Source organism: Sphingomonas aerolata, assembly GCF_003046295.1.
GTDB lineage: Bacteria > Pseudomonadota > Alphaproteobacteria > Sphingomonadales > Sphingomonadaceae > Sphingomonas > Sphingomonas aerolata.
The window spans coordinates 338,886-364,092 of the sequence record NZ_PZZN01000002.1 but is presented as its reverse complement, the minus strand read 5'-3'; the positions used below and the strand labels follow the sequence as shown (position 1 = coordinate 364,092).

Genomic DNA, 25,207 nt, shown 5'->3' with positions numbered 1-25,207 from the left:
CCGGGCGGTCTCGATCCACCCCGGGCCGGCTTTCAGACGGGCGAGACGCCGTCCGCATTCACCAGGTCGTCGCCGACCAGCGTGCCGACCAGCCGGACGCGCTTCTCGACCAGGTCGACCGGCGTGCGGTGGAGCTCGAGCTCATAGCGCCCGCCCATGTCGCGGCGCAGATAGAACGCACCGCCGTCACGGATCAGCGTCCCCGTCTCGTCGATCTTGGTTCCGATGGTCGTCATGGCGCGCGGCCTCCTGCCAGCGGCGATACCGCAGGTGACGCGCGACGCAACCCCCGGCGGCGTCGGTCCGCCGCCAGAAGTGTCCCACGCGCCCAAGGGATACGGCAAGGGATACGGCAAGGGATACGACAGGCGGTCTGCACCGTTATACCCGCACGCGCGTCCTGCCGACGCGATCCTGGAACATCATGGCCCTCACCCCCCGTCTCTCCGGCAAGCTGGCGGCGCGCGCGCATCATTCGCCCGCCGCCGCCGGTTTCCTCCACCGCCTCGCACCGTTCTTCGCCGCCGATCAGGTCGTCGGCGGGCCGCTGCTCATCGCCACGATCGTCGCTTTGGTCTGCACCAACCTGCCGATCGCACATGATTACCAGACGATGTGGGACAGCACGCTCGAAATCCGGCTCGGCAGCTTCCGCGCCGCGCACCCGCTCGCCGACTGGGTGAACGAGGCGCTTTTGCCGCTGTTCTTCCTGATCATCGGCGCGGAGGTGAAGCGCGAATTCACCAAGGGCGCGCTCTCGACCGTGCGCACCGCGATGTTCCCGCTCGCCGGCGCGATCGGCGGGATCCTCGTCCCCGTCGCGGTCTATCTCGCCTTCAACTACGGGACCGAGGCGGCGAGCGGCTGGGGCACCGTCATCACCTCCGACACCGCGTTCGCGCTCGCGATCATCGGCATGTTCGCGACCCGGCTGCCCGTGTCGATCCGCGCGGTGCTGCTGGCGTTCGCGGCGATCGACGATGTCGGCGGGCTGCTCGTCATCGCCGTCGCCTATACCGGCACCCTGGTCCTGCCGATGCTCGTCGTCGCGGCGGTCGCCTATGTCGCGATCTTCGTGCTGCTGCGGCTGAAGCTCGTATCGCCCATCCCCTATGTGCTGCTCGGGCTGATCGTCTGGGCGGGCGTCTATGCCTCGGGCATCCATGCGACGATCGCCGGGGTGATGCTCGGGCTGTTGTCGCCAACCCAGTCACGGCTGTCCGAGCGCCGCTTCGCCGAGCGCGTCCAGGCCCCGATCGACCGCTTCAAGCAGGCGGTCGACGAGGCGGAGTCGGGCGACCCCGAGGACAATGAGGAAATCCAGCGCAAGGCGCAGCAACAGCTCGGCTATATCCAGGAAATGACCGAGGCGACCGACGAACCCGCCGAACGCCTCGTCCAGATGCTCAACCCCTGGGTGTCCTATGTCGTCCTGCCGCTGTTCGCGCTGTCGGCCGTGCGGATCCACTTCTCGTCGGACCTGCTCGCCGACGCCGCGGGATCGCTGCTCGGGATCGGCGTGTTCGCAGGCCTCGCGTTCGGCAAGCCGCTCGGCTTCGTCACCGCGACCTGGCTCGCGGTCAAGGCGGGCGCTGCCGAACTGCCCGACGCGGTCACCTGGCGGATGGTGCTCGCGATCGGTGCGCTGTCGGGGATCGGCTTCACCATCTCGCTGTTCATCGCCAATCTCGCCTTTCCCGATGCGCAGCGGACCGAGATGGCGTCGCTCGCGGTGCTCGCCGCGTCGCTCGCCTCGGGTGCGCTCGGCTATGTCCTGCTGCGCACCGCCGCGGCGCGGACCGAGGCCGGCTGACCACGGAACCTCCGCCGGCCACCGGGCGCTTCCATGGGGTTCTCGCGTGATGGAGGTATGACGATGACCGAAGCCTATTGGGGCGACACGACGCCGCTCGACATCGACTGGCGGATGAGCGCCGCGCTCGAAAACGTACCCCGCGGCGACACCGACGTCGCCGAGGTGACCAGCCTGGAGACCGCGGTCCGCACCTGGACCACGCTCGATCCCGAGCATCAGCGCGCCGCGACGCTGACGCCCGAGCATGCGCTCCAGATCGGGCCCGAGGGCGCGGTCCGGCACTTCACCGGCGACGCGATTGCAGCACTCGCCGCGCTGCTCCCGACCGCCGGTCGCGCGGCCCCGGTCGACGACGATCCCGAAGCCGCCTGATCGCGTCGTTTCGGGGCCCGGGCAGCGCCTGTCCGGCCCCGAAACCCGCGGAATTCCGCGGTCCCGCGCGGGTCGCGACCACCCCACCGCCTCCCGACGCCCGATCCCGTATCTGGTGTCGAAACGCGCCCCACCACACCATCCCTAGGTGCAAGTCGGATAATTCGCGGCTCTTATCGAAATAAGTGCATAGCGATATCCGGCCCGATCATGTAGATAAATGGCGTCACGCAGCGCCGCCCATCGGCGACGCCGGGCCCAGCTAGGACGGAGACGACATGCGCAGCAAATCGCACTCTGCCGCCGGGCGGACTCCGGCCGACGCCACCCCGATTCGGGTGGCCGGTGCAGCAGCGCGAGGCCGCGTACGTACGACGCGAAAAGGGCGCCCCGGATCGCTCCGGAACGCCCCTGTCGTGCACTCGGCGCGCCCCCTCCGCTCGGGAGAGGGCGCCGCGCGGTTACTCGCTCTCTTCGAACGTCAGCGCGTTCGCGCCGGTCGCGCTCAGGCGAACCTTGTCACCCTCGATCTCGGCGACGAGGCCGAGCGAGATATAGTGATGCTTGGCGCCCTGCCCGTCCTGCGACTGCGGCGAATCATTCTTGGTCAGCTTGATGCGGTCGCCGTCGACATGATCGACGGTACCGACATGAACGCCGTCCGCGCCGATGACTTCAGCGTGTTCCTTGATCTGGGTTGCGTCGACCATTTTGCGTCTCCTGTGGTGGGTCCGGGTGCAGAACGCGCGTCTCGGGCATTGGTCGCATGACCTATGGCAGCGCCATCATGTTTGTCGTCGCGGCCCTGCTCGGGATCATCGGCGTCGCGATGCTGTTGCGGCTGCGCAGCCCCGATGTCAGCGACAAGCAGGTCTATGCTTTCCGGATGATCGGCATCATGCTCACCTCGGGCGCGATCGTGCTCGCGCTGTCGGCGGGCGCGATGTGGCAATGGACGCTCGAATCGTGAACACGCTCGTCCTGATCCTCGCGGTCGTCGGCATCTGCGCGGCGAACATGATTCTGGGCCGTCACTGGAGCCGGCTCGACCATAATCCCTGGTCGGGCGACTTTCGCGGCGAGACCTTCTGGGGTCCGACCCCCGGCTGGAACCCCGGCGCGCTCGACATCGGCAAGATCCGCCAGCGTGGCCGCGTGCTGATGATCGCCGCACCGATCGCGTCGCTGCTGTTCCTCGTCGTCGTCATCACCAGTTCAAGCCGTTTCTAGCCTCACCAGTTTCCTCAATTTCCTAAATTTGTCCCGGAGTATCCCATGTCCCTCCTCGAAGCCCGCAAGCAGTACAAGCCGTTCGAATACCCCTGGGCGTTCGAATTCTGGAAGCGCCAGCAGCAGCTGCACTGGCTCCCCGAGGAAGTGCCCCTGGGTGAGGATTGCCGCGACTGGGCGCAGAAGCTCAGCGATCATGAGCGCAACCTGCTGACGCAGATCTTCCGCTTCTTCACCCAGGCCGACGTCGAGGTGCAGGATTGCTACCACGAGAAGTACGGCCGCGTGTTCAAGCCGACCGAGATCAAGATGATGCTGGCCGCGTTCAGCAACATGGAGACGGTGCACATCGCCGCCTACAGCCACCTGCTCGACACGATCGGCATGCCCGAGAGCGAATATGGCGCCTTCCTCGAATATGCCGAGCTGAAGGACAAGCATGACTATATGCAGAGCTTCGGCGTCGACAATGACGAGGATATCGCGCGCACGCTCGCGATGTTCGGCGGCTTCACCGAGGGCGTCCAGCTCTTCGCCTCGTTCGCGATGCTGATGAACTTCCCGCGCTTCAACAAGATGAAGGGCATGGGCCAGATCGTCACCTGGTCGATCCGCGACGAATCGCTGCACTGCGAGGGCATCATCAAGATGTTCCACACCTTCTGCGCCGAGCGTCAGTGCCTGACCAAGGCGGTCAAGGACGACATCGCCGATGTCTGCCAGACGACGATCCGCCTCGAGGACAATTTCATCGATCTCGCCTTCGAGATGGGTCCGGTCAACGGCATGACCCCCAAGGAGATCAAGAAGTATATCCGCTTCATCGCCGACTGGCGCATGACGCAGCTCGGCCTCAAGCCGATCTACATGATCGATGAGCACCCGCTCCCCTGGCTCGCCCCGATGCTCAACGGCGTCGAGCACGCCAACTTCTTCGAACAGCGCGCCACCGAATATTCGAAGGCCGCAACCAAGGGCCAGTGGAACGACGTCTGGGACAGCTTCGACAAGCGCCAGACCGCCAAGAAGGGCCCCGCCGCGAACGAGGACCTCGCCGACGGCGGCGACATGTTCTCGCTGGCGGGCGTGGCTGCGGAGTAACTCGCGCCGCGCGCGGGTTTAGCCACCGCTAAACCCCGCCCCGGCGGCGCGACCGGCCGGCGGCGCCATCAGCGCCGGCCGACGGCATGGGCTTTGCCCATGCCGGCCGATCCGTTCTCGACCGGGTTCAGCTTGGGCCTGCCACAATTCTGGGTACGCGTTGCCGGGCTTTCGCCAACGACCCCAGGAACGGCAGCGGCAGGCCATGGACGAACCGCTTCCCATTGAGATCCGTCAAACGGTAAACTTCACCCGCTGGTTCACCGGGCTTCGTGACATACGCGCCAAGGCCCGGATTGCCGTCTGCATTCGCCGTTTAGCACTCGGCCACTATGGCGACGTCAAATCGCTCGGGGGCGGTATCGGCGAACTGCGCATCGACTATGGCCCGGGCTATCGGATCTACATCGCACGCCACGGCGCAACGCTCGTCCTCCTGCTGACCGGAGGTGACAAATCACGACAGAGCGACGATATTCGCCGGGCCCGCGCGATCGCCAAGGCTTGGGAGTCCGACTAATGGGCATCGAAACGACCAGATGGAGCCCCACCGCGCATCTCGACAGCGACGCCGCGGTGCTCGCCTATCTCGAAGCAGTCTTCGAAGACGGCGATCCGGCGCTGATCGCCGCCGCGCTGGCCGACGTAGCCCAGGTCCGCGGCATCGCCGATCCGCCCAGCCCACGGCCGGATATCGCGCTCGATTCGGTCATCCGCACTCTCAAGGCGCTCGGCCTGGAGCTAACCGCAAAGGCAGCCTGATCCGACAGCCCTTCGCACGCTTCCAGCCGTCATAGCCGCGGTCGACCGGCCCGTCGTCACCGACTTCCAGCTTGTCCCGCGCCTCGACCTGTGGAGCCATGGCGACGGCATATCAGCGTTTCGCTTTGCAGTAAGCCCTCAGCACCAGGGCGACCGCTTCCCCCCGCCATAACGCCGCGCCAGCCCCTCGCGGACCAGCGTGTCGCCCAGCGAGCGCCCGTCTCGCTGCACCAGCCGCAGCTTGCGCCCGTATTTGTCGACGTCGCGCTTGATCCGCGTCAGCGTGAACGGCCCGGCATTGAGCAGCGCCTGCATCCGCAGCGTCGCGCGGTGGCCCGCGCGTGCCTCGGCCTTGCAGCGCGGCGGGTGCGTTTCGGGGGTGTCGATATCGGCGATGCGGATCTTGGTGCGGTTCATCCAGAAGGTGTCGCCATCGACCATGCAGTTGACCCGCTTGGCCCGGCCACAGATCGTGAAGCGCGCCGACACCGCCTTCCCCGCCCCCACCGCGCCGGCCCCAGCGCCAGACCCGGCCCCAGCCCCAGACCCGGCCCCGACGATCAGCCCGCCCGCCGCGCCCGCCGCCGCAGCCGCCGCAGTCGCGGCCGCGCTGCCCAAGCCCGTAGCGGACGGCGCGACGTCGGCGGCGGTATCGCGCAGCCGCCCCCAGCCGCCCGGCACGTGGAGCTGCCCCGCGGGCCAGGTCACGCCGAACCCGGTCGGCCATTCGACCTTCAGCCCCGGCGGGACGAGCGGCGACCAGTCGATCTTGCGCAACGTCGGCACCATCAGCCCGATCAGCACGCCGTAGAACACCAGGCGGAGCTGTAGCGCGAGACCCGGACCGCTCCGACGACGGGCGCCACCCGTCCCGCGATTGCCGCTCAGCAACCGCATAAAATCAAACACATACTCCATCGCCTTTCGCGCCTAAGCGGCCACGAGTCGATGTCACTCGCCCGTCGACTCACATGCGGCGAAACGAGTCGGAAATGCGCCAGAACGCATAGGGAACATCAGGAGGACGTCATGGCACCGCTCGACGCCTCTCCACGCGGCCCGGCCGATCCGCGCCGGACACAAAAAAGGGCGGGGTGCGATCGCTCGCACCCCGCCCGATTTCACGTACCTAAGCCAAGGCTCAGAAGTGCGTGACGATACCCAGCATCGGGCGGAAGCTCTGCGCATCGCCGAAGGTGTTGACCTCGGCGCGGATGCGGAAGCCCGCGTTACCGGTGATGCCCTTCAGGCCGATGCTCTGCGGACCGACTTCGGCGCCGATGCCGTAGGTGATCGCGCTATAGTCGCGGTTCGTGTTGGGAACCGTGTTCGACAGGCCCGAGAAATGGTCGAAGTTGACCCACTGGTAGCCGACCTTGCCGTAGATCAGGCCGCTGTCGCCAGCGCGGAAACCGAAACGGCCTGCTGCGCCATACTGCCAGTCGATGTTGCCATCGATGCCCTTGATCACGTTACCTTCTGCGCCGACGAAGACCGGGCCCAGCGGAACGTTGACGCCCAAGACGCCCTGAACGAGCGAACCCGAGGGCTTGTAGCCGCGACGCAGCGTGCCGTTGGCGTTCAGCGCCTGCGGGATGCCGTGACCGGCTTCGTTGTCGAACTGCTCCCAACCGCCCATGACGCCGAAATACGGCTCGATCCCGAAGGCCTTCGAGCCGTCCGGTGCAGCGGCTTCGCCGGGCGCTGCGCTGTTGTCGGTGGGGGCAGGAGCCGACATGTCCTGCGCGAACGCCGGAGCGGCGAGGGCGGCTGCTGCGATGGCGACTGCGATGGAAAGCTTACGCATATTCGAATGACCTTCTTGTTTCGTTCTGGGTCCCGCCGCCCCGGACAACCCGTGGCGCGTGACACTCAGGCCCTCCAAACAGGTCGATGACGAAAATGTTGCACCGCCGTTCGTCGATTTCGGGAACAATCGCCGGCTGTGGCAAGATGGCAACGGTTTCTGACGGTCCGATGAACGAACAAGGGCGAAACCGCGGCCATCATGGCGGCTTCGTGGCTTTTCCCAGGCGGCGGCAAGATGCTACGGATACCCGGGTTTCAGCGGCTTAGCGGCGTCCGGGCGCGCTGTTGGCGGGCGGGCGCGGTGGCGGGATCACCGGGTCGACCGACGTGGATTCGATCCGCCAGAGATGTGCCTCGGCGCTCGCGGTCTCGATCCCGTCATTGACGCGGTGCAGCAGAACCATCCCGTCATCGGCAAAGCGCATCCCGTCAGTCAGCGTCCCCGTCACGCGCACCGGCACCGAGATGTGCAGCTGGCCCGCGCCTGCATCGACGCTGCCCGGCGCGGCAATGCTTGCATCATAACGTGCGTAGCGCGCGAAGCGGTTCGCAAACCCCGCCCGGTCGAGCGTCGAGGATTCGCCGTCGCGACACCAGAGCGCGCGCGCCCCGGCAAAATCATGCGCCGCGATCCGCTGGTAATAGCGCCGGACCACCGCCGCCGCCGCCTCGGGCAGGGTCTCGGGCGCCGCCGCCGCGATCTTGGTGGTGCCGACGGGATGCCGGCCGGGGCGGCTGTCCGCCGCATAACGCGCGATGTTCTGTTGCGCGCGCGCCGCCGCCGCGGTCACGTCGAGCTGCTGCTGCTTTGGGTCCGAGCAGCCGCCCAGGCCGCATCCCAGAAGGATCGGCATCACGCCGCCGGTTGCGATCACGATACGCACGCGCGCCTCCTACATCGAAGCGGAGACGCGCGTGTGGGGATCGCTGCCGCACGCGCGTCGGGGGATCGCAGGGATCAGGGCTTCAGCGCGACGTCGTCGGCATCGTCCAGCTCGTCATCGTCGATGCTGCCATCGTCGAGCTCGTCCTGAACGTCGTCCTCGTCGATATCGTCCTCGTCCATCGTCACGGTCGAATCGGTCTGGCCGACCGCTTCCGAATCCATGTCGATGTCGTCGATCGGCTCGTCCTCGTCGTCGTCCGTGCCCAGATCGGGGCTCAGATCGGTGACGATCGCGCCGTCGACCGGGCCGCTGCGCGTCGCCTCGAGGATCTCGGCGCGCTGGCTCTCGTCATAGCCGTCCTCGTCATACCCGTCGTCGCCCGTGCCCATGCCGGGAACCTGATGTCCGCCCATGCTATCGCTCCTGCTCAGGCCGCGTCGTGCGGTCTCGCGTCAAGGAACGGCGGGCACGCGTGCCGGGTTCCGTCACTCGGCTGGTTTGACGACGATCGCAGGCCGGAACAGGCGGCCCCGTTCCGTCAGCGCGACGACTGCCAGCGCCGCGAGCCCCGCGAGCAGGAAGCCGAGCACCAGCGGCACCGTCGTCCCGTCGAACGCCTGGCCGATCACCGCGCCGATCACCGCGCCCGCGGTGACGCTGACGAACCCCTGCACGCTCGACGCGGTGCCGGCGATCCGCCCCATATTCTCCATCGCCATCGCCGAGAAATTCGACGTCGCCAGCCCGAAACAGCCGAGCGTCAGTGCCTGGAACACCGCAAAGCTGGTGAGCGATTCCCAGTTCGCCTCGATCGCGCCCAGATGCACCAGCGACACCAGGATCAGCCCCGACAGCGCGCAGTGGCTGATCAGTCGCGTGCCGAGCTTCATCACGATCCGCGAATTCATCAGATTGGCCGCCGCCATCGTCACCGAGGTGACCGCGAAGATCAGCGCGAGCAGATCGGGCTTTGCGAACACGTCCGCCATGATCTGCTGGATCGAGTTGAGATACCCGTACAGCGACCCCATCAGCGCGGTCGCCGCCAGCGTATAGCCGAGCGACAGCCGGTCGCTAAGCGTCTGCCGCCAGTCGGACAGGATCCGCGCAGGCGTGATCGGCAGAACGTTCTCGGGCGCGAGCGTCTCGGGCATCCGGACCCAGAACCAGGCGAGCACGACCAGCGTCAGGCCTGCGATCACCCAGAAGATCGCGCGCCAGTCGCCGAACTGCAGCACGCTCCAGCCGAAGGTCGGCGCCAGGATCGGCACGATCATGAACACCATGAACGCGATCGACATCACCCGCGCCATCGCCCGCCCGTGATAACAGTCGCGCACCAGCGCGATCGTCGCGACCCGCGCCGCGGCGATCACCGCCCCGCCTGCGACCCGCGCGATCAGCAGCAATGTGAAGCTCCCCGCCAGCGCGCAGGCGACATTGGCGAGCGCGTACAGCCCCAGCGACCAGAGCAGCACCGTGCGGCGCCCGAACCGGTCGGCGAGCGGCCCGTGGACGAGCTGCGCGACGCCGAAGCCGATGACGAACGCGGTCACGATATATTGCCGGCTGTTCTCGCTCGCGATCCCCAGCGACTCGCCGATCGCGGGCAGCGCGGGCAGCATCGAATCGATCCCCAGCGCGGTCAGCGACATGAGGGCTGCGACCAGCGCCACGAACTCGACAAAGCCGATCGGCGCGCCGCGCATCGCGGGCGCGTCGGATACTAAGGTTTCTGCGGTCATGATGCGGCGCCCTACCGCGTTATCGCTACCTACGAAACCCGCTATCCATCCCCCACGGCCGCCACGCGAAATCCCGCCAGGCAATTGGCACCGCGCGCCCGCGTCGCTATATCGGCGCTCCCCTATCCGGACATCCTTCCATGCTCGACAGCCCCGCCGCCCAGGTTCCCACGCTCAGCCTCGCCGATCAGGCGCGCGACCCCGATGGCTTTGCCGCCGCGCTCGGCAACTCGTTCGAACGCTTCGGTTTTGCGATCGTCGCCGATCACGGCATCCCGACCGACCTGATCGACCAGGCCTGGGCCGAGACCAAGGCGCTGTTCGAGCTGCCCGAGGACGAGAAGCGCGGCTATTTCGCCCCCGGCGGCGGCGGCGCGCGCGGCTACACCCCGTTCAAGACCGAGATCGCCAAGGACGCGAAAGTCGTCGACCTCAAGGAATTCTGGCATGTCGGCCGCGAGCTCCCCGCCGGCCACCGCTACGAGGCGCAGATGTCGCCCAACGTCTGGCCGACCCGGCCCGAGGGCTTCAAGCCGGTCTTCCTCGACCTGTTCAAGGCGTTCGACACCGCGGGCGACAAGCTGCTCTCCGCGATCGCGCGTCACCTGAAGCTCGCGCCCGACTGGTTCGACCCCGCGGTCAAGGATGGCAACAGCGTCCTGCGCCTGCTCCATTACCCGCCGATCCCCGCCGATGCCGAGGGCGTCCGCGCCGGCGCGCATGAGGACATCAACCTCATCACCCTGCTGCTCGGTGCGGAGGAGGCGGGCCTCGAGCTGCTCGACCGCGCGAACGGCCGCTGGCTGTCGATCAAGCCGCCCGAGGGTGCGATGGTCGTCAATGTCGGCGACATGCTCCAGCGGCTGACCAACCACGTCCTGCCCTCGACCACGCACCGCGTCGTCAACCCGCCCCCCGAGCGCCGCGGCCATTCGCGCTACTCGATGCCGTTCTTCCTGCATCCCGCGCCGGATTTCCTGATTCAGACGCTGCCGGCGACGATCACCGCGGAAAACCCCAACCGCTACCCCACCCCGATCACCGCGCACGACTATCTCTACGAACGCCTGGTAGAGATCGGCCTGATCAAGAAGTAACCGCTCTTCTACCACCCCGGCGAAGGCCGGGGCCCAGTTGGGGGACGGTGATAACGTCGGACACCGCTCCGTTACACAGCCCTCCCACCTGGACCCCGGCCTTCGCCGGGGAGGGGCAACAGGATGGCGTGCGCTCCCCCGGAACAGGCCGGCGGAGCGCACGCCCCCCTCAATCGAACCCGTTCGCCAGAAACCGCTCCGCCACCGCGCAGTGCACCGCGATGCCGTGCGCCATCACCCGCTCGTCGATCGTCATCTTCGTGTTGTGCAGCGGCGGGTTGGTCCGCGGGTCGCTCCCCTCGGGCGCCGCGCCGATGAACGCCATCGCCCCGGGCAGCTTCTGCAGCACGTAAGAGAAATCCTCCGCGCCCATCATCGGCGGCATCACCTGATACGCGCCCTCGCCGCCGATCGTCGTCGCCACCGCCTTGATCAGATCGGTCGCGCGGGGATCGTTCACGGTGACGGGATAGCCCTGCTCGATCGTCGGCGTCCCCACCGCGCCATGCGCCGCGGCGATCCCCTCGACCATCCGCACGAACGCCGCGCGCAGCTGTTCGCGCGTCCGCTCGGACAAGGTCCGCATCGTGCCGAGCATCTCGACGCTAGACGGGATGACGTTGTGCGCGCTCCCCGCATTCAGCTTGGTGATCGACAGCACCGCAGGATCGGTCACCGCCACCTGTCGCGCGACATAGGTCTGCAGCGCGGTGACGATCTCGCACGCGATCGGCAGCGGATCGAGGCAGTCGTGCGGCATCGCCGCATGCCCGCCGCGCCCGGTGATCGTCGCGCGCAGCGTATCGGTCGACGCCATCAGCGTGCCCGACCGGCTGACGACATGCCCCATCGGCATGTTGGGCGAGATGTGCAGCGCAAACCCCGCCTCGGGCAATGGCGCGTCGAGCAGCCCGTCGGCGATCATATGCAGCGCGCCGTGATGCCCCTCCTCGCCCGGCTGGAACATGAACACGACCGTCCCCGGCAGATCGTCCCGCCGCGCGCACAGCGCCTTGGCCGCGCCGACCAGCATCGCGGTATGCGAATCATGCCCGCATGCATGCATCGCCCCGTCGATCTTCGATGCGAACGGCAGCCCGGTCTCCTCCTGCATCGGCAACGCATCCATGTCGCCGCGCAGCAGCACGGTCCGCCCATTGCCCCCCGCGGTACCGCCGCCCCGCCCGCCGCGCAGGATCGCGACGAACCCGGTCGTGGACGTCCCCTCGCGGATCTCCAGCGGCAGCCCGGCCAGCGCCGCCTTCACCTTGTCCGAGGTACGCGGACAGTGCAGCCCGACCTCGGGATCCGCATGGATCGCGCGGCGCAACTCGATCGCCGCATCGAGGCTCTCCTCACCGATCGCAGCCCAGTCGGTGGAGGATTCGAAATCGAGCGACATGATCGGGTACCTTTGCAAGACGTGGTGCACAGGCCCGGCCAACGCCCGGCCCGTGCCGATGCCGCCCTATACCACAGCACCCCACCCCCTCCACCACCCCGGCGAAGACCGGGGGAGGTGCAAGCGAGATCGGACCCGCCAGCCCCCACACCCCCCACCACCCCGGCGAAGGCCGGGGCCCAGTTGGGGAACGCCAGTGATGCAGGACAGCGCTCCGTTACAGCGACCTCCCCAACTGGGCCCCGGCCTCCGCCGGGGTGGTATGCGCGAGATCACACGCCCCCGCTTCCCTTGTGTCCCCGCGAAGGCGGGGACCCAGTCTGGGCACCCGCCGTCGCGGGTGACCATGGAGAAGGACACGCCAGTCCACCAAATAGTGCCCCACCCCGGCGAAGGCCGGGGCCCAGTTGGGGCACGCCAGTGATGCAGGACGGCGCCCCGTTACAGCGACCTCCCCAACTGGGCCCCGGCCTCCGCCGGGGTGGTATGCGCGGGAGCAGGAGCCGAACCGCACCCCACCCCCCATCACCCCCGAAACAACCCCCCCAGCACCCCGCGCAGCACGCTCCCCACAAGACCACCCCCCGACGCCCCGCCGCGCGACCGCGACCGGCTCCGGCTGCTCGTCCCGAACACCTGTTTCCCGATCTCGTTCGCCACCTGCCGCCCGATCGACGAGCTCGCCGCCCGCGTCGCGGAAGACGCCATCTTCGCCCAGGGCGAATCCGCCGCCTCGCGCTCCGCCGCCCGCTCAACCCGCTCAGCCTCGCGCTCCGCCGCCCGCGCCTCGCGCGCCGCCTTCGCGTCGAGCTTCGCCTGCGCCACCGCCGCCTTCTCCGCCGCGGTCGTCGCCTTCGCCTCGGCCGCCGCCGCGCTCGCCGCCTCGGTCTTCGCCGCGAGCAGCTCCTCCGCCGACTCCCGATCCACCAGCGTGTCGTATTTCGCCCCGATCGCATCCGTCTCGATCATCACCGCGCGCTCGGCGGGTGTGATCGGCGCGACCCGCGACACCGGCGGCTTGATCAGCGTGCGCGTGACCGGCGTCGGCGACCCGTCCGCCTGCAACAGCGACACCAAGGCCTCGCCCACCTTCAGCTCGGTGATCGCGGTCGCGACATCGACCCCCGGATTCGCGCGGAACGTCTCCGCCGCCGATCGCACCGCCGCCTGGTCGCGCGGCGTGAACGCGCGCAGCGCATGCTGCACCCGGTTGCCGAGCTGCCCGGCGATCGTCTCGGGAATATCGATCGGGTTCTGCGTGATGAAATACACCCCCACGCCCTTCGACCGGATCAGCCGCACGACCTGCGCGATCGTGTCGAGCAGCGCCTTGGGCGCGGCATCGAACAGCAGATGCGCCTCGTCGAAGAAGAAGCACAGCACCGGCTTGTCGGGATCGCCGATCTCGGGAAGCTGCTCGAACAGCTCGCTCATCAGCCACAGCAGGAACGTCGAATAGAGCTTGGGGCTCGCCATCAGCTTGTCCGCGGCGAGGATGTTGACCAGCCCCCGCCCCCGGTCGTCGACGCCGATAAAGTCGCGCAGCTCGAGCGCGGGCTCGCCGAAGAAATGCTCCGCGCCCTGCGACCGCAACTGGAGCAGCGCACGCTGGATCGCGCCGATCGACTGTTTCGACACGTTGCCGTACGTCGTCGTCAGCTCGTCCGCCCGCCCCGCGCACTCGCTCAGCATCGCTTGCAGATCGTCGAGATCGATCAGCAGCAACCCTTCGGTGTCCGCGACATGGAAGGCGATCGTCAGCACCCCCTCCTGCACCTCGTTCAGGTCGAGCAGCCGCGCGAGCAGCACCGGCCCCATCTCGCTGATCGTCGTGCGGATCGGATGCCCCTGCTCGCCGAACAGGTCCCAGAACTGCACCGGCGTGTCCGCATAGGCCCAGCCGTCATCGCCGATCGCGCTCGCACGCTCGGCAAAGATCGCATGCGTCTTCGCGGTCGGCGATCCCGCCATGGCGAGCCCCGACAGGTCGCCCTTCACGTCCGCGACGAAGCACGGCACGCCGTTCGCGGAAAACCCCTCGATGATCCCCTGCACGGTCACGGTCTTGCCCGTCCCCGTCGCGCCCGCGATCAGCCCGTGCCGGTTCGCGCGTTTGAGCTCGAGCGTCTGCCGCGTACCGTCCGCGCTCGCGCCGATGAAGATGCCGTCGCCCATGCTGCTATGTCCTCGCTATCGATCCCGATCCTAACCCCGCGCCCCGCAAAGAAAAAGGACCGCCGCTCGGGTGAGCGACGGTCCTTCGGGACACGCAATCCTAGGGTGGATTACTTGATCTTGACCGGCAGGAACTGCGCCGGCCCGCGCCCGCGCTTGACCTGCAACAGCACCTGCGGGCGCCCGGCGGCCTTGGCCGTCGTGACCGCGCCCTGCAGCTCCGTTGCACTGCGCACCGGCGTGCCGTTGACCGAGATGATCACGTCGCCGCGCTTGAGCTTGCCGAACGCATCGCTCGTCTGCGCGACGGCCGCGATCACCACGCCCTGCGTGCCCGCCTCGACGCCGACCGCCTGCGCAATCGCCGGGGTCAGCGGCTGGACGCCGATCCCGAGCGCCGCACCCGCAGTGGGTGCCGCGCCGGTCGCTGCGTCATCGTCGTCGCCGTCGTCGGTGCCGAAGCCCTGCGCGTCGCCGCCCAGCGTCGCCGCCAGCTTGTCCGCGCTCGGCCGCGGCACGACGACCACGTTCGCGCTCGTCGGCTTGCCGTTGCGCAGGATGTCGAGCCGCGCGGTTTGACCCGGCTTCACGTTCGACACGAGATAGGACAGCGACTGGTCGACCGTGACGACCTGGCCGTTGACCTTGGTCACCACGTCGCCCGCTCGCACGCCGGCGCGCGCCGCGGGTCCGCCCGCGGTGACGTCGTTGATCAGCTCGCCCTGGTTCTTGGCGATGCCGAGCGCGGCTGCGGTATCTTCGTCGATCGTGCCACCCCGGCCCAGCGTCACGCCGATATAGCCGCGCTCGATCGTGCCACCCTTCATGAAGGTCGCGATGATCGGCTTGGCGGTCGCCGCGGGGATCGCGAAGCCGATGCCGATATTGCCGCCCGACTGGCTGAAGATCTGCGAATTCACGCCGATCACATTGCCGTTCAGGTCGAACATCGGCCCGCCCGAATTGCCCTGGTTGATCGACGCGTCGGTCTGGATGAAGCGGTCATACGCGCCGCCCTGCCCGGTGACGCGGTTGATCGCCGAGATGATCCCCGCGGTCACCGTGCCGCCCAGCCCGAACGGCTCGCCGATCGCGACGACCCAGTCGCCGACGCGCGCGCCGTTCGAATCGCCGAACTTGACGAAGGGCAGGTTGGGCGCGTCGATCTTCAGCAGCGCCAGGTCCGATTCCTGGTCCTTGCCGATGACCTTGGCGACATATTCCTTCTTGTTGCTCAGCGTCACGGTGATCGAATCGACCGTCGCGCCCTGCGCGCCCGGCGAGATCACGTGATTGTTGGTGACGACATAGCCGTCCGCCGAGATCAAGAAGCCCGAGCCGAGCGAAGCGCCCTCGCGCTTGACCGGCGGGCCACCCTGCGGACCGCCGCCCATGCCGCCGAACAGCTCGCCGAACGGCGTGCCCGCGAACGGATTGGCCTGCTGCTTCTGGACGATCGTCTGCTTGGTCGAGATGTTCACGACCGCGGGCTGGAGCCGCGCGACCATGTCGGCAAAGCTCATCGGCGCGCCGGGCTTGGGCACGACCGCCTGGATCGCGCCAGGTTCGTTCTGGGCGACCTGGCCGGTCCCCGAAGCGGTGCCGGGCTGGAGCGCGAGCGTCGCGGTCGCGCCGCCGAGCAGTAGAGCGCTGGTAATGGCGTAGGCGTAACGCACTGGATATTGTCCTCTCGTTTCATCGTCCGAAACCGGGGTTTCATCGCCGATTACGGCTGAACGACGCTTGAATATGAACGGGTGTTCAGAGCAAGCTCACGGGCTTTAACGCCCGCGGCCCTCGAATTCCCGCAGATAGCTGTTGTTCGGCGAAAGAATTATCGACGTCGATCCTTCGGGTGCCGGACCGCCATCTGCCCCGAACGTATGCCGATAGGACTGCATGGCCCGGTAGAAGTCGTAGAAGTCGGCATCCTTGCCAAAGCTCTCGGCATAGATCTTCGCCGAATCGGCATCCGCCTGCGCGCGGACGATCTGCGCCTGCTTCTGGCCCTCGGCGCGGATCGTGATCGCCTCCTGCTGGCGTGCGCTCGACATGCGCTTGAGCGCACTCTCAAGCGGCAGGCCGACGGGCAGGTTCGCCTGCTTGATCCGCACGTCGACGATCTCGACGCCGTACTGGCTCGCGACGCGCTGCAGCCCGGTCTGGATATTGTCCATCAGCTCGGACCGCTCGGGGCTGAGCAGTTCGACGAAGCGCCGCTTGCCCAGCTCGTTGCGCAGCGCCGACCCCAGGATCGGGCGCAGCTGGTCGGGGATGCGTTCCTCGCTGCCGACCGCGTTGCGCATCTTGCGCGGGTCGACGACGCGGTAGCGCGCATAGGCATCGACCTCGAGCCGCAGCTGGTCGGTCGACAGCACCAAAGTGTTGTCGAGCTCGATGTCCTGCACGCGCTTGTCGATCCACACGATGCGGTCGATGAACGGCACGCGCGCGATCAGCCCTGCGCCGGTCTGGCCGAAGGGCTGGCCGGGCGCATAGGCGTTGACCGTCCGGATCGGCTGGCCGAACCGCAGGATCACCGCCTGCTGCGTTTCCGGCACGATCGCAAAGCTCGCCGCGGCAAGGATCACGAGCACCAGCGCGATCGCGCCCGCGATCAGCGGGTTACGCCAGGTCAGGCCGTTCACTGGGCGGCTCCCGGCTGGGCGGCGGCGGCCGCCGCAGCCGGCGCGGGCGTCGCCGGCTGGGCGGCGCGCGGCGCGACCTCCGGATCGGCGAGCCGCTTGCCGTTGCGCAACGGCAGATAGGGGACGACGCCGCCCGGGGTCTCGACGATCGTCTTGTCGCTCTTGGCCAATACCGCTTCCATGGTCTCGTAATACATCCGTCGACGCGTCACCTCGGGGGCGAGGCGATATTGCTCATAGACCTTGTCGAACGATGCGGCCTCGCCCTGCGCGCGCGCCACGACCTGCTGCGCGTACGAGCGCGACTGGTTGAGGTTGGCGATCGCTTCCTGCTGCGCCGCGGTCACCGCGTTGAAGTCCTCGACGATCTGCGCGGGCGCGGCGGCCTGCTTGATCGCGACGCCCTGGATGCGGACGCCCGACTTATAGTCGTTGAGGATCTGCTGGGTCAGCTCGGCGACGCGCTGCTCGATCACCGTGCGGCCCGTGCCGATCGCCTGCTCCAGCGTCGTCGTCGCGACCACCGCGCGCATCGCGCTCTCGGCGGCGGCGCGTACCGTGGTGTTCGGCTCGGCGAGCTGGAACACGTAATCGCGCGGATCGGCGATGTCCCAGCGCACCGAATAGGCGAGATCGATGATGTTCTGGTCGCCGGTCAGCGTCAGGTTCTCGCCGTCGCCGACGGGGAAATTGTCGGTGCGGATATTCTGCACGTCGACCACCTCGACGCTCGCGATCGGCGCGGGCGGGGTCAGGCGGATACCCGGGTCGAGCGTGCCGGCATATTTGCCGAAATAGGTGACCACGCCGCGCTGCTGCGGCCCGATCTGGTGGAACGAGGTGAACAGCAGCCACAGCACCACGATCACCGCGACCGCGATCGCCCACAGCGCGCGCGCATTGGCACCCGTCGGCAGGCCGCCGAAACCGCCGCCGCTGCTGCCGCCGCCGCCACCGCCGCCCGAGACCCGCGCCTTTTTCAGGAATTCGTCGAGCGCGCTCGGCTTGCCGGTCGGCTTGCGACCGCCGGGGGGCAGCGCCCAGGGGTTGCGGGGGCCGCCGCCCTCGCCGGCATTGTCGTCACCCGAGCCGCCCCAGGGGCCCTTTGGCGTTTCGACGGCGAGAATGGGGGGACGCCGGAGCCAGCGCGTAAAGATCGTCATCCAACCTTTATAGGTGTGCCATCGCGGAAAAACAGTGCCAAGCGCCCGCCACGGGCCTATCTGGCGGCGATGATCGACATTGAAGCGGTAAAGGCGGCGATTGCCGCAGTGGCGGGCACGCGCGCCACGGTGCGACTCGAAGGAACGCGGCTCGGCGTGGTCGTCGATGCGACCGGCCTCGACCCGAAGGCGCGCGACGCGCTCGAGGCGACGGTGAAGATGGCCGCGACCGCGCCGGGCGTCGGCGAGGTGCGCGTGGTCATGACCGCCGAACGCACCACCCGCCGGCTGATCGCGGTCGCCAGCGGCAAGGGCGGGGTCGGCAAGTCGACGCTGTCCGCCAATCTCGCCATCGCGCTGTCCAGGGCCGGGCGCCGCGTCGGGCTCGTCGACGCGGACATCTACGGCCCGTCGCAGCCGCGGCTGATGGGGGTCGAGGGCACCCGCCCGACCGCCAAGGACAAGGTGCTCGACCCGGTCCCCACCCCCTACGGCGTCCCCCTCCTGTCGATGGGCCAGCTCGTCGATCCCGGCCGCGCGCTCGCCTGGCGCGGACCGATGGCGGCGGGTGCGCTCGGCCAGCTGGTCGAGGCGGACTGGGGCGCGACCGACACGCTCGTGCTCGACCTGCCCCCCGGCACCGGCGACGTCCAGCTGACGATGGTCCAGAAATACCGTCCCGCGGGCGCGATCATCGTCTCGACCCCGCAGGACCTCGCGCTGATCGACGCCCGCCGCGCGATCGACCTGTTCGAGAAAGCCGGGATCCCGATCATCGGTCTGGTCGAGAACATGGCCGGCTATGTCTGCCCGCATTGCGGCGAAAGCTCGGATCCGTTCGGCAACGGCGGCGCCGAGGCGGCGGCGCGTGAGCTCGGCATCGCGTTCCTCGGCCGCGTCCCGCTGACGCTGTCGATCCGCACCGCCTCCGACGCGGGAACGCCCCCCGCGGCCGAGCCCGACGACGTGATCTTCGCCGCCCTCGCCGCTCAGGTCGTCGCATGGATTGGAAAAATGTGAAACGTTTTGGGGCCCGCGCCGTTGTGTTGTTACCGGTCGTGCCTGGCGCGTAGAGCTACGGCACGAGCGGACCAGGATTCCAGCCACCCGACCGGTCTATGTACAGACCCGGACGGGTGCTCCCCGAAGAGGACGCCGCGATGCCTCTTACCGCCGATTCCGATATCAGGACGCTTCTCGAAAACGCGCGCACGATCGCGCTGGTCGGCGCCTCCGACCGCCCCGACCGCCCCTCCTATGGCGTGATGGCGCGGATGCAGGCGCACGGCTACCGCGTCATCCCGGTCAATCCGCAGATCACCGGCGAGCACATCCACGGCGAATTCGTCTTCCGCGAACTCGCCCAGCTCGGCGACGAAATCGACATCGTCGACATCTTCCGCAACTCCGCCGCCGCGGGCGAGGCCGTCGACCAGGCGATCGCGATCGGCGCGAAAGCGGTCTGGTTGCAACTCGGCGTGATCAACGAAGAAGCCGCCGCCCGCGCCGAAGCCGCCGGGCTTCAGGTCGTCATGGACCGCTGCCCCGCGATCGAGATCCCCCGGCTCGGCGTCGCCAGAATAGATCGGGATCCGACCGACTGACGCTTGCGGCTCGCCTGCGCGTGCGTCACCCTCGCGACGAGCTTCGTATCGGCCCATCGCGTATCGGGGACAGGTCATGTTCGCCTTGCTTCTGGCTCTTGCTCAGGACCCGCTGCTCGCCAAGGCCAGCGAGCGACTCGCCGCCGAACCCCGCTGCGTCGTCGATCCCGCTTCGACCGACATCACCGTCTGCGGCCTTCGCCAGGCGGATCGGTTCCGCGTGCCGTTCGTCGAGCACGATCCCGGCGATCCGCGCCACGAAAGCCTCGCCGCGGAACGTGTCCGGCTGCTCAACGCGCGCACCCCGGTCCAGGACATGGGCCCGTTCCAGGTCGGCGGCGGCATGGCCGGCGTGTCGGTCGGCGTCGGCGCGGCGGGCGTCACCGCCGGCGGCCTCCGCAAACCCGCACCCTGACCCCCGCGCCATCACGCCCCCGTCATCAGGCCCCCGCCATCTGGACAGTGGCAAGACGCCCCGATCGGGTCCATGCTCGGGCGATACCCATGATCACCGCAAACCGTTGAGGCGCCCTCGATGATTCTCGTCACGCTGCTCGCGCTCACACAGGCCGGCGCCATACCTGCGGCCCAGCCTGCCGCCACATCGACCTCGTCCGCCCCGACCGAAAAGAGCTGGTCGATCCTCAATCCCCCCGACTGCCCGGTGGTGAAGGAGGGCGACAAGACGATTACCGTCTGCGCGCCCGGCACCCAATCGGGCCCGCGCCTCCCGCTCCCCGACTGGGGCCCGCCCGACCGCCCCGTCGCCGCCAACCCGAACATGACCGCGATCCGCGCGCTGTCGCTCGAGGGAACGCCCTGCGCCGCGACCCAGAGCGGCTGCCAGTCCGGCTTCGGCCCGCCGATCGTCCCCCTCATCGCCGGCGCCGTCGCGCTCGCCAAAAGCGCCTTCGCCAAGAAACCCGACAAGACCGGCCGCATCGCCATCGACCTGTCAGACCCCGCCCCCCCGGCCCCCGCCAGACCGTAACCACCCCGTCATCCTGACGAACGTCAGGACCCAGAGCCAAACAGCGCAGCGCCCCGCAACTCTGGATCCTGGGCCAAGCCCAGGATGACGAAAGGGAGGGGCCGCCACCACCTCCACACACCCCGTCATCCTGACGAAAGTCAGGATCCAGAGCCAAGCAGCGCAGCGCCCCGCCACCCTGGGTCCCGGGTCAAGCCCGGGATGACGCGGGCTGGGCACTCACCCCAGAATATGCATCCACAACGGCTGCCCCACCAGACTCTGCGACCCCCGCAATTTCTCCAGCGCCTGCGCCACAGACCGTTCCGGCCCCTCATGCGTGACGATCGCGACGAGCACGCTGCCGTCCGCCATCGCGCCGCGCTGGATCAGGCTCTCGATCGATACGCCCGCGTCGCGCATCGCCGCGGCGATCTCGGCCAGCACGCCGACCCGGTCCGCGACCGTGAAGCGCAGATAGGCGCGCCCGCGCCGCTCGCCGCTGTCCGCGGTCGCCGCCGCGACCAGCGACGCCGCCGGCATTGCATAGGGCGGCCCGTACTCGCCGCGCGCGATGTCGATCAGGTCCGCGACCACCGCGCTCGCGGTCGGCCCGTCGCCCGCGCCGGCGCCCTGGAACAGCAGCCGCCCGACGAAATTGCCCTCCGCGACCACGGCGTTCAGCGACCCTGTGACATGCGCGAGCGGATGGTCGACCGGCACCAGATGCGCATGCACGCGCTGGAACAGCCCGTCGGGCCCGTCCTCCGCCAGCCCGAGCAGCCGCACGCGGTAGCCCAGCGCCGCCGCCTCGGCGATGTCCGCGCCCAGCAGGTGCCGGATCCCGCTCGCCGCCACCGTGTCGAACGCCGGCCGCGTCCCGAACGCGATCGAGGCTAGGATCGACAGCTTGTGCGCCGCATCCACCCCGTCGATGTCGAAGCTCGGATCCGCCTCGGCAAAGCCCAGCGCCTGCGCCTCGGCGAGGATCTCGGCGAAATCGCGCCCCTCTGCCTCCATCTTGCTCAGGATGAAATTGCACGTCCCGTTGAGGATGCCGTAGACCCGCCCGATCGCATTGGCGGCGGCACCCTCGCGCAGCCCCTTGATCACCGGGATCCCGCCCGCGACCGCCGCCTCGAACTTCAGCGCGACGCGCGCCGCCTCCGCCGCGGTCGCCAGCTCATAGCCGTGATGCGCGAGCATCGCCTTGTTCGCGGTGACGAACGATTTGCCCGCATTCAGCGTCGAGCGCGCGAGCGTCAGCGCGGGGCCGTCCGATCCGCCGATCAGCTCGACGACGACATCGACGTCCGCCTGCTGCGCCAGCGCGGTGGTATCGTCGACCCAGGCGAACCGCGTCAGATCGACGCCGCGATCCTTGTAGCGGTCGCGCGCCGACACCGCGACGACCTCGATCGCGCGGCCGGCCCGTCTGGCGATCAGCTCGCGGTTCGCGTCGAGCAGCCGGATGACGCCGCCCCCCACGGTTCCCAGGCCCGCCAGTCCCACGCGCAACGCTTCGCTCATCGTCTTCCTTTCGCCAAACCCGCGCGAAGACCTAGGGTTCGGGAAGGATTCCCGCAATCAAGATGACGAATGGCGCCGCGCGCCCTATCTGGTCCCGCATGACCGGCCGCTTCGATCACCTGCCCAACCGCCGCGCGATCGTCGATCGCCGCGCGGTCGCCGACACCATCGCCGCGCTGGACGAGAACGACCCGGTCGCGCTCGGCCGCCAGGCAACGATCCTGCTCAAGGCCGCGCTCGACGCGGGCCGGGTCGAGGTCGCCAAGCGGCTCGCCGAACATCCCAGCCGCGGGCTCGAAGTGTCGAGCGCGCAGGCCTATCTGATCGACCAGCTGCTCCGCCTGCTGTTCGATTTCACCACCACCCGGTTGCACCCCGCGCCCGCCCCCACCCCCGACGACCGGCTCACGCTGATCGCGGTCGGCGGCTATGGTCGCGGCGAGATGGCGCCGCATTCGGATGTCGATATCGGCTTCCTCACGCCGGGCAAGCAGACCCCGCGGGTCGAGCGCATCATCGAATCGATGCTCTACACGCTCTGGGATCTCGGCCTGAAGCTCGGCCAGTCCAGCCGCTCGCTCGACGAGATGATCCGCCAGGCCAAGGCCGACATCACCGTCCGCACCGCCCTGCTCGAGGCGCGCTACGTCACCGGCGACATGGATCTCTACGAAGAGGCGTCGCGCCGCTTCAAGGTCGAGGTCCAGGCGGATACCGCGCGCGCGTTCATTGCCGACAAGCTCGTCGAGCGCGACCTGCGCCACCGCAAGATGGGCGACACGCGCTATGTCGTCGAACCCAACGTCAAGGAGGGCAAGGGCGGCCTGCGCGATCTCCACGCGCTCTTCTGGATCGGCAAGTACATCTACGACGTCCAGCGCGCGGCGCAGCTCGTCGATGTCGGGCTGTTCACCAAGGCCGAATATCGCCTCTTCCACCGCGCCGACAATTTCTTCCAGGCGGTGCGCTGCCACCTCCACAGCATCACCGGTCGCGCCGAGGACCGGCTGACCTTCGACGTCCAGCGCGAGATCGCCGACCGGATGCGCTTCTCCGACCGCCCGGGCAAGCCGAAGGTCGAGCGCTTCATGCATTTCTACTTTCTCCAGGCGAAGACCGTCGGCGACCTCACCGGCGTCTTCCTCGCGCATCTCGACGAGAAGTTCGCCGCGCGCGGCCGCCGCTTCGGGCTGCCGACGATCCGCCGCAGCCCGCGCCGACTGAACGGCTTCGTCCTCGACCGCGGCCGGCTCGCTTTGCCCGACGACGACTTCTTCCGCGCGGAGCCGGTCCGGCTGATCGAGATCTTCCAGCTCGCCGACCGCAATACGCTCGAGATCCACCCGCTCGCGATGCGCGCGGCCGCCCGCGACGTGAAGCTGGTCGACGACATCCGCGACGACCCCACCGCCAACGCGCTGTTCCTCGACGTGCTAAGCTCGCCGCGCGATCCCGAACTCGTCCTGCGCTGGATGAACGAGACTGGCGTGTTCGGCCGGTTCGTGCCCGATTTCGGCCGCGTCGTCGCGCAGATGCAGTTCGACATGTATCATCACTACACCGTCGACGAACACACGATCCGCGCGCTCGGTCTGCTCGCACGGATCGAGAATGGCGCGCTGAAGGACGACCATCCGCTCGCCAGCGCGATCTTCCGCCAGATCGTCTCGCGCCGCGTCCTCTATGTCGCGGTGCTGCTCCACGACATCGCCAAGGGCCGCGGCGGCGATCACTCGATCCTCGGCGCGGAGGTCGCGCAGCGCCTCTGCCCGCGCTTCGGCCTGAGCCCTGCGGAGACCGAGACCGTCGCCTGGCTCGTCCGCTGGCACCTGCTCATGTCCGCGACCGCGTTCAAGCGCGACCTGTCGGACTTCAAGACGATCCTCGATTTCTGCGACGTGGTGCAGAGCCCCGAGCGACTCCGTCTGCTGCTCGTCCTCACCATCGTCGATATCCGCGCGGTCGGCCCCGGCGTCTGGAACGGCTGGAAGCGGCAATTGCTCGGCGACCTCTACGAATCCGCCGAGGAGGTGCTCCGCCTCGGCCACAAGCAGAAGGGCCGCGCCGAGCGCATCGCCGCCAAGCACGAGACGCTCCACGCCGATCTCGGCTGGAGCGACGCCGAATTCGCCGCGTTCGTCCGCCGCATGCCCGAGGCCTATTGGATCGCCGAGCCCGAGGACGTGCTCGTCCACAATGCCCGCTTCCTCGCGGGCACCGGCGACGCGCAGCTCGCGATCGACGCGCATGTCTATCCCGGCCGCGGCGCCACGCTCGTGACGATCTACGCCGCGGATCATCCCGGGCTCTTCTATCGCATCGCCGGCGCGATCCATGTCGCGGGCGGCAACATCATCGACGCGCGGATCCACACCACGCGCGACGGCATGGCGGTCGACAATTTCCTCGTCCAGGATCCGTTCGGCCGCCCGTTCGACGGCAGCGAACAGCTCGCCCGCCTGAAGACCGCGATCGAGGATGCGCTCGCCAACCGCGGCAAGCTCGCCGACCGCCTCGTCGCAAAGCCCCTGCCGCGCGCGCGCGCCGAGGCGTTCGACATCGTCCCCAACGCGATGATCGACAACCGCGCCTCGAACCGCTTCACCGTGGTCGAGGTCAATGCCCGCGACGGCCCCGCCTTGCTCAACCGGCTCGCCCAGGCGCTGTTCCAGTCGAAGGTGACGATCCACTCCGCGCATGTCGCGACGTACGGCGAACGCGCGGTCGACACCTTCTACATCACCGACCTCACCGGCGACCGCATCACCGCCCCCGCCCGGCTGAAGACGCTCGAACGCCGCCTGCTCGCGGCGGCCGCCGGCAAGCAACTCGACCTCGCCGCCTGACGCCTCCCGTCATCCTGACGAAAGTCAGGATCCAGAGCCACGAACGTCTC

Annotated in this window: 26 protein-coding genes; 13 read left to right on the top strand and 13 right to left on the bottom strand. The window is 68.5% G+C overall.

Annotated elements, in window-relative coordinates:
* Positions 1–32 precede the first annotated feature (32 nt).
* A complete protein-coding gene (locus tag C8J24_RS09055) occupies positions 33–236 on the bottom strand; it encodes a DUF5818 domain-containing protein (RefSeq protein WP_031440577.1) in 204 nt (67 codons plus the stop codon).
* A 188-nt stretch (positions 237–424) separates the two neighbouring features.
* Between C8J24_RS09055 and nhaA the strand changes: the two genes are divergently transcribed.
* Together nhaA and C8J24_RS09045 are read left to right on the top strand one after the other, a co-directional pair.
* On the top strand, positions 425–1,813 hold the full coding sequence (gene nhaA, locus C8J24_RS09050) for a Na+/H+ antiporter NhaA (RefSeq protein ID WP_031440578.1): 1,389 nt from the start codon (positions 425–427) through the stop codon (positions 1,811–1,813).
* Between the two features lie 63 nt (positions 1,814–1,876).
* Positions 1,877–2,188, top strand: a complete 312-nt coding sequence (locus tag C8J24_RS09045; protein ID WP_107932739.1) for a hypothetical protein — start codon at positions 1,877–1,879, stop codon at positions 2,186–2,188.
* A gap of 461 nt (positions 2,189–2,649) precedes the next feature.
* On the opposite strand, the gene C8J24_RS09040 is transcribed toward C8J24_RS09045, so the two are convergent.
* On the bottom strand, positions 2,650–2,898 hold the full coding sequence (locus C8J24_RS09040) for a DUF2171 domain-containing protein (protein ID WP_031396615.1): 249 nt from the start codon (positions 2,896–2,898) through the stop codon (positions 2,650–2,652).
* 56 nt (positions 2,899–2,954) lie between these two features.
* Between C8J24_RS09040 and C8J24_RS09035 the strand changes: the two genes are divergently transcribed.
* The 5 genes from C8J24_RS09035 to C8J24_RS09015 all read left to right on the top strand — a co-directional run bounded on the left by C8J24_RS09035 (position 2,955) and on the right by C8J24_RS09015 (position 5,281).
* Complete coding sequence (locus C8J24_RS09035) at positions 2,955–3,158, top strand: hypothetical protein (RefSeq protein ID WP_031396614.1); 204 nt, start codon at positions 2,955–2,957, stop codon at positions 3,156–3,158.
* Positions 3,155–3,418 (top strand): hypothetical protein, encoded by a 264-nt coding sequence (locus C8J24_RS09030; RefSeq protein WP_031396613.1) that lies wholly within the window; start codon positions 3,155–3,157, stop codon positions 3,416–3,418. Before C8J24_RS09035 ends, C8J24_RS09030 begins: the two co-directional genes overlap by 4 nt.
* Before the next feature lie 45 nt (positions 3,419–3,463).
* Positions 3,464–4,519 (top strand): ribonucleotide-diphosphate reductase subunit beta, encoded by a 1,056-nt coding sequence (locus C8J24_RS09025; protein WP_056409090.1) that lies wholly within the window; start codon positions 3,464–3,466, stop codon positions 4,517–4,519.
* Between the two features lie 205 nt (positions 4,520–4,724).
* Complete coding sequence (locus C8J24_RS09020; protein WP_107931863.1) at positions 4,725–5,039, top strand: type II toxin-antitoxin system RelE/ParE family toxin; 315 nt, start codon at positions 4,725–4,727, stop codon at positions 5,037–5,039.
* Entirely contained in the window at positions 5,039–5,281 is a 243-nt protein-coding gene (locus C8J24_RS09015; protein ID WP_056679418.1) for a helix-turn-helix domain-containing transcriptional regulator, read from the top strand. Before C8J24_RS09020 ends, C8J24_RS09015 begins: the two co-directional genes overlap by 1 nt.
* Positions 5,282–5,419: 138 nt before the next feature.
* Here the strand turns inward: C8J24_RS09015 and C8J24_RS17710 are convergent, their stop codons facing one another.
* From C8J24_RS17710 to C8J24_RS08985, 5 genes are all read right to left on the bottom strand, one after another.
* Entirely contained in the window at positions 5,420–6,190 is a 771-nt protein-coding gene (locus C8J24_RS17710) for a thermonuclease family protein (protein ID WP_244180589.1), read from the bottom strand.
* Positions 6,191–6,422: 232 nt separating this feature from the next.
* Entirely contained in the window at positions 6,423–7,088 is a 666-nt protein-coding gene (locus tag C8J24_RS09000; protein ID WP_031394478.1) for an outer membrane protein, read from the bottom strand.
* A 265-nt stretch (positions 7,089–7,353) separates the two neighbouring features.
* Positions 7,354–7,974: a nuclear transport factor 2 family protein gene (locus C8J24_RS08995; RefSeq protein ID WP_107931856.1), complete on the bottom strand. Its 621-nt coding sequence runs from the start codon at positions 7,972–7,974 to the stop codon at positions 7,354–7,356.
* A gap of 74 nt (positions 7,975–8,048) precedes the next feature.
* Positions 8,049–8,390: a hypothetical protein gene (locus C8J24_RS08990; protein ID WP_037530490.1), complete on the bottom strand. Its 342-nt coding sequence runs from the start codon at positions 8,388–8,390 to the stop codon at positions 8,049–8,051.
* Between the two features lie 72 nt (positions 8,391–8,462).
* Entirely contained in the window at positions 8,463–9,722 is a 1,260-nt protein-coding gene (locus C8J24_RS08985) for a multidrug effflux MFS transporter (RefSeq protein WP_056679409.1), read from the bottom strand.
* Between the two features lie 140 nt (positions 9,723–9,862).
* Here C8J24_RS08985 and C8J24_RS08980 point away from each other — a divergent pair, with 140 nt between their 5' ends.
* Positions 9,863–10,819: an isopenicillin N synthase family dioxygenase gene (locus C8J24_RS08980; RefSeq protein ID WP_107931854.1), complete on the top strand. Its 957-nt coding sequence runs from the start codon at positions 9,863–9,865 to the stop codon at positions 10,817–10,819.
* A gap of 169 nt (positions 10,820–10,988) precedes the next feature.
* Here C8J24_RS08980 and C8J24_RS08975 read toward each other — a convergent pair whose 3' ends face one another.
* The 5 genes from C8J24_RS08975 to hflK all read right to left on the bottom strand — a co-directional run bounded on the left by C8J24_RS08975 (position 10,989) and on the right by hflK (position 18,207).
* Positions 10,989–12,221: a M20 metallopeptidase family protein gene (locus tag C8J24_RS08975; RefSeq protein WP_107931852.1), complete on the bottom strand. Its 1,233-nt coding sequence runs from the start codon at positions 12,219–12,221 to the stop codon at positions 10,989–10,991.
* Between the two features lie 525 nt (positions 12,222–12,746).
* Positions 12,747–14,396 carry a helicase HerA-like domain-containing protein gene (locus C8J24_RS08970; RefSeq protein ID WP_107931850.1) on the bottom strand — a complete coding sequence of 550 codons (1,650 nt, stop codon included), beginning with the start codon at positions 14,394–14,396 and terminating at the stop codon, positions 12,747–12,749.
* 110 nt (positions 14,397–14,506) lie between these two features.
* On the bottom strand, positions 14,507–16,072 hold the full coding sequence (locus C8J24_RS08965; protein WP_031439387.1) for a Do family serine endopeptidase: 1,566 nt from the start codon (positions 16,070–16,072) through the stop codon (positions 14,507–14,509).
* Positions 16,073–16,177: 105 nt separating this feature from the next.
* On the bottom strand, positions 16,178–17,044 hold the full coding sequence (gene hflC / locus C8J24_RS08960; protein ID WP_031395778.1) for a protease modulator HflC: 867 nt from the start codon (positions 17,042–17,044) through the stop codon (positions 16,178–16,180).
* Positions 17,041–18,207, bottom strand: a complete 1,167-nt coding sequence (gene hflK, locus C8J24_RS08955) for a protease modulator HflK (RefSeq protein ID WP_107931848.1) — start codon at positions 18,205–18,207, stop codon at positions 17,041–17,043. The genes hflC and hflK overlap by 4 nt, the downstream gene beginning before the upstream one ends.
* Positions 18,208–18,276: 69 nt before the next feature.
* Here hflK and C8J24_RS08950 point away from each other — a divergent pair, with 69 nt between their 5' ends.
* From C8J24_RS08950 to C8J24_RS08935, 4 genes are all read left to right on the top strand, one after another.
* Positions 18,277–19,227 (top strand): Mrp/NBP35 family ATP-binding protein, encoded by a 951-nt coding sequence (locus tag C8J24_RS08950; protein ID WP_107931845.1) that lies wholly within the window; start codon positions 18,277–18,279, stop codon positions 19,225–19,227.
* A 140-nt stretch (positions 19,228–19,367) separates the two neighbouring features.
* Entirely contained in the window at positions 19,368–19,811 is a 444-nt protein-coding gene (locus C8J24_RS08945) for a CoA-binding protein (protein ID WP_107932737.1), read from the top strand.
* 76 nt (positions 19,812–19,887) lie between these two features.
* On the top strand, positions 19,888–20,226 hold the full coding sequence (locus C8J24_RS08940) for a hypothetical protein (RefSeq protein WP_107931843.1): 339 nt from the start codon (positions 19,888–19,890) through the stop codon (positions 20,224–20,226).
* A gap of 120 nt (positions 20,227–20,346) precedes the next feature.
* The gene (locus C8J24_RS08935; RefSeq protein WP_107931841.1) at positions 20,347–20,802 is read left to right on the top strand and encodes a hypothetical protein; all 456 of its coding nucleotides are present in this window, start codon (positions 20,347–20,349) and stop codon (positions 20,800–20,802) included.
* A gap of 219 nt (positions 20,803–21,021) precedes the next feature.
* Here the strand turns inward: C8J24_RS08935 and C8J24_RS08930 are convergent, their stop codons facing one another.
* Positions 21,022–22,311 (bottom strand): homoserine dehydrogenase, encoded by a 1,290-nt coding sequence (locus C8J24_RS08930; protein WP_107931839.1) that lies wholly within the window; start codon positions 22,309–22,311, stop codon positions 21,022–21,024.
* 98 nt (positions 22,312–22,409) lie between these two features.
* Here C8J24_RS08930 and C8J24_RS08925 point away from each other — a divergent pair, with 98 nt between their 5' ends.
* Positions 22,410–25,157, top strand: coding sequence for a [protein-PII] uridylyltransferase (locus tag C8J24_RS08925; protein ID WP_107932735.1), 2,748 nt, complete (start codon positions 22,410–22,412; stop codon positions 25,155–25,157).
* Positions 25,158–25,207: the final 50 nt, after the last annotated feature.

Coding starts and splice junctions, on each gene's coding strand:
- C8J24_RS08980 (WP_107931854.1), top strand. CDS start 9,863: ATGCTCGACAGCCCCGCCGCCCAGGTTCCCACGCTCAGCCTCGCCGAT.
- C8J24_RS09020 (WP_107931863.1), top strand. CDS start 4,725: ATGGACGAACCGCTTCCCATTGAGATCCGTCAAACGGTAAACTTCACC.
- C8J24_RS09035 (WP_031396614.1), top strand. CDS start 2,955: ATGACCTATGGCAGCGCCATCATGTTTGTCGTCGCGGCCCTGCTCGGG.
- C8J24_RS09045 (WP_107932739.1), top strand. CDS start 1,877: ATGACCGAAGCCTATTGGGGCGACACGACGCCGCTCGACATCGACTGG.
- nhaA (WP_031440578.1), top strand. CDS start 425: ATGGCCCTCACCCCCCGTCTCTCCGGCAAGCTGGCGGCGCGCGCGCAT.
- C8J24_RS08940 (WP_107931843.1), top strand. CDS start 19,888: ATGTTCGCCTTGCTTCTGGCTCTTGCTCAGGACCCGCTGCTCGCCAAG.
- C8J24_RS09015 (WP_056679418.1), top strand. CDS start 5,039: ATGGGCATCGAAACGACCAGATGGAGCCCCACCGCGCATCTCGACAGC.
- C8J24_RS08935 (WP_107931841.1), top strand. CDS start 20,347: ATGATTCTCGTCACGCTGCTCGCGCTCACACAGGCCGGCGCCATACCT.
- C8J24_RS08930 (WP_107931839.1), bottom strand. CDS start 22,311: ATGAGCGAAGCGTTGCGCGTGGGACTGGCGGGCCTGGGAACCGTGGGG.
- C8J24_RS09025 (WP_056409090.1), top strand. CDS start 3,464: ATGTCCCTCCTCGAAGCCCGCAAGCAGTACAAGCCGTTCGAATACCCC.
- C8J24_RS08945 (WP_107932737.1), top strand. CDS start 19,368: ATGCCTCTTACCGCCGATTCCGATATCAGGACGCTTCTCGAAAACGCG.
- C8J24_RS08975 (WP_107931852.1), bottom strand. CDS start 12,221: ATGTCGCTCGATTTCGAATCCTCCACCGACTGGGCTGCGATCGGTGAG.
- C8J24_RS09040 (WP_031396615.1), bottom strand. CDS start 2,898: ATGGTCGACGCAACCCAGATCAAGGAACACGCTGAAGTCATCGGCGCG.
- C8J24_RS08950 (WP_107931845.1), top strand. CDS start 18,277: ATGATCGACATTGAAGCGGTAAAGGCGGCGATTGCCGCAGTGGCGGGC.
- C8J24_RS08985 (WP_056679409.1), bottom strand. CDS start 9,722: ATGACCGCAGAAACCTTAGTATCCGACGCGCCCGCGATGCGCGGCGCG.
- C8J24_RS09000 (WP_031394478.1), bottom strand. CDS start 7,088: ATGCGTAAGCTTTCCATCGCAGTCGCCATCGCAGCAGCCGCCCTCGCC.
- C8J24_RS08970 (WP_107931850.1), bottom strand. CDS start 14,396: ATGGGCGACGGCATCTTCATCGGCGCGAGCGCGGACGGTACGCGGCAG.
- C8J24_RS09055 (WP_031440577.1), bottom strand. CDS start 236: ATGACGACCATCGGAACCAAGATCGACGAGACGGGGACGCTGATCCGT.
- hflK (WP_107931848.1), bottom strand. CDS start 18,207: ATGACGATCTTTACGCGCTGGCTCCGGCGTCCCCCCATTCTCGCCGTC.
- C8J24_RS08990 (WP_037530490.1), bottom strand. CDS start 8,390: ATGGGCGGACATCAGGTTCCCGGCATGGGCACGGGCGACGACGGGTAT.
- C8J24_RS08925 (WP_107932735.1), top strand. CDS start 22,410: ATGACCGGCCGCTTCGATCACCTGCCCAACCGCCGCGCGATCGTCGAT.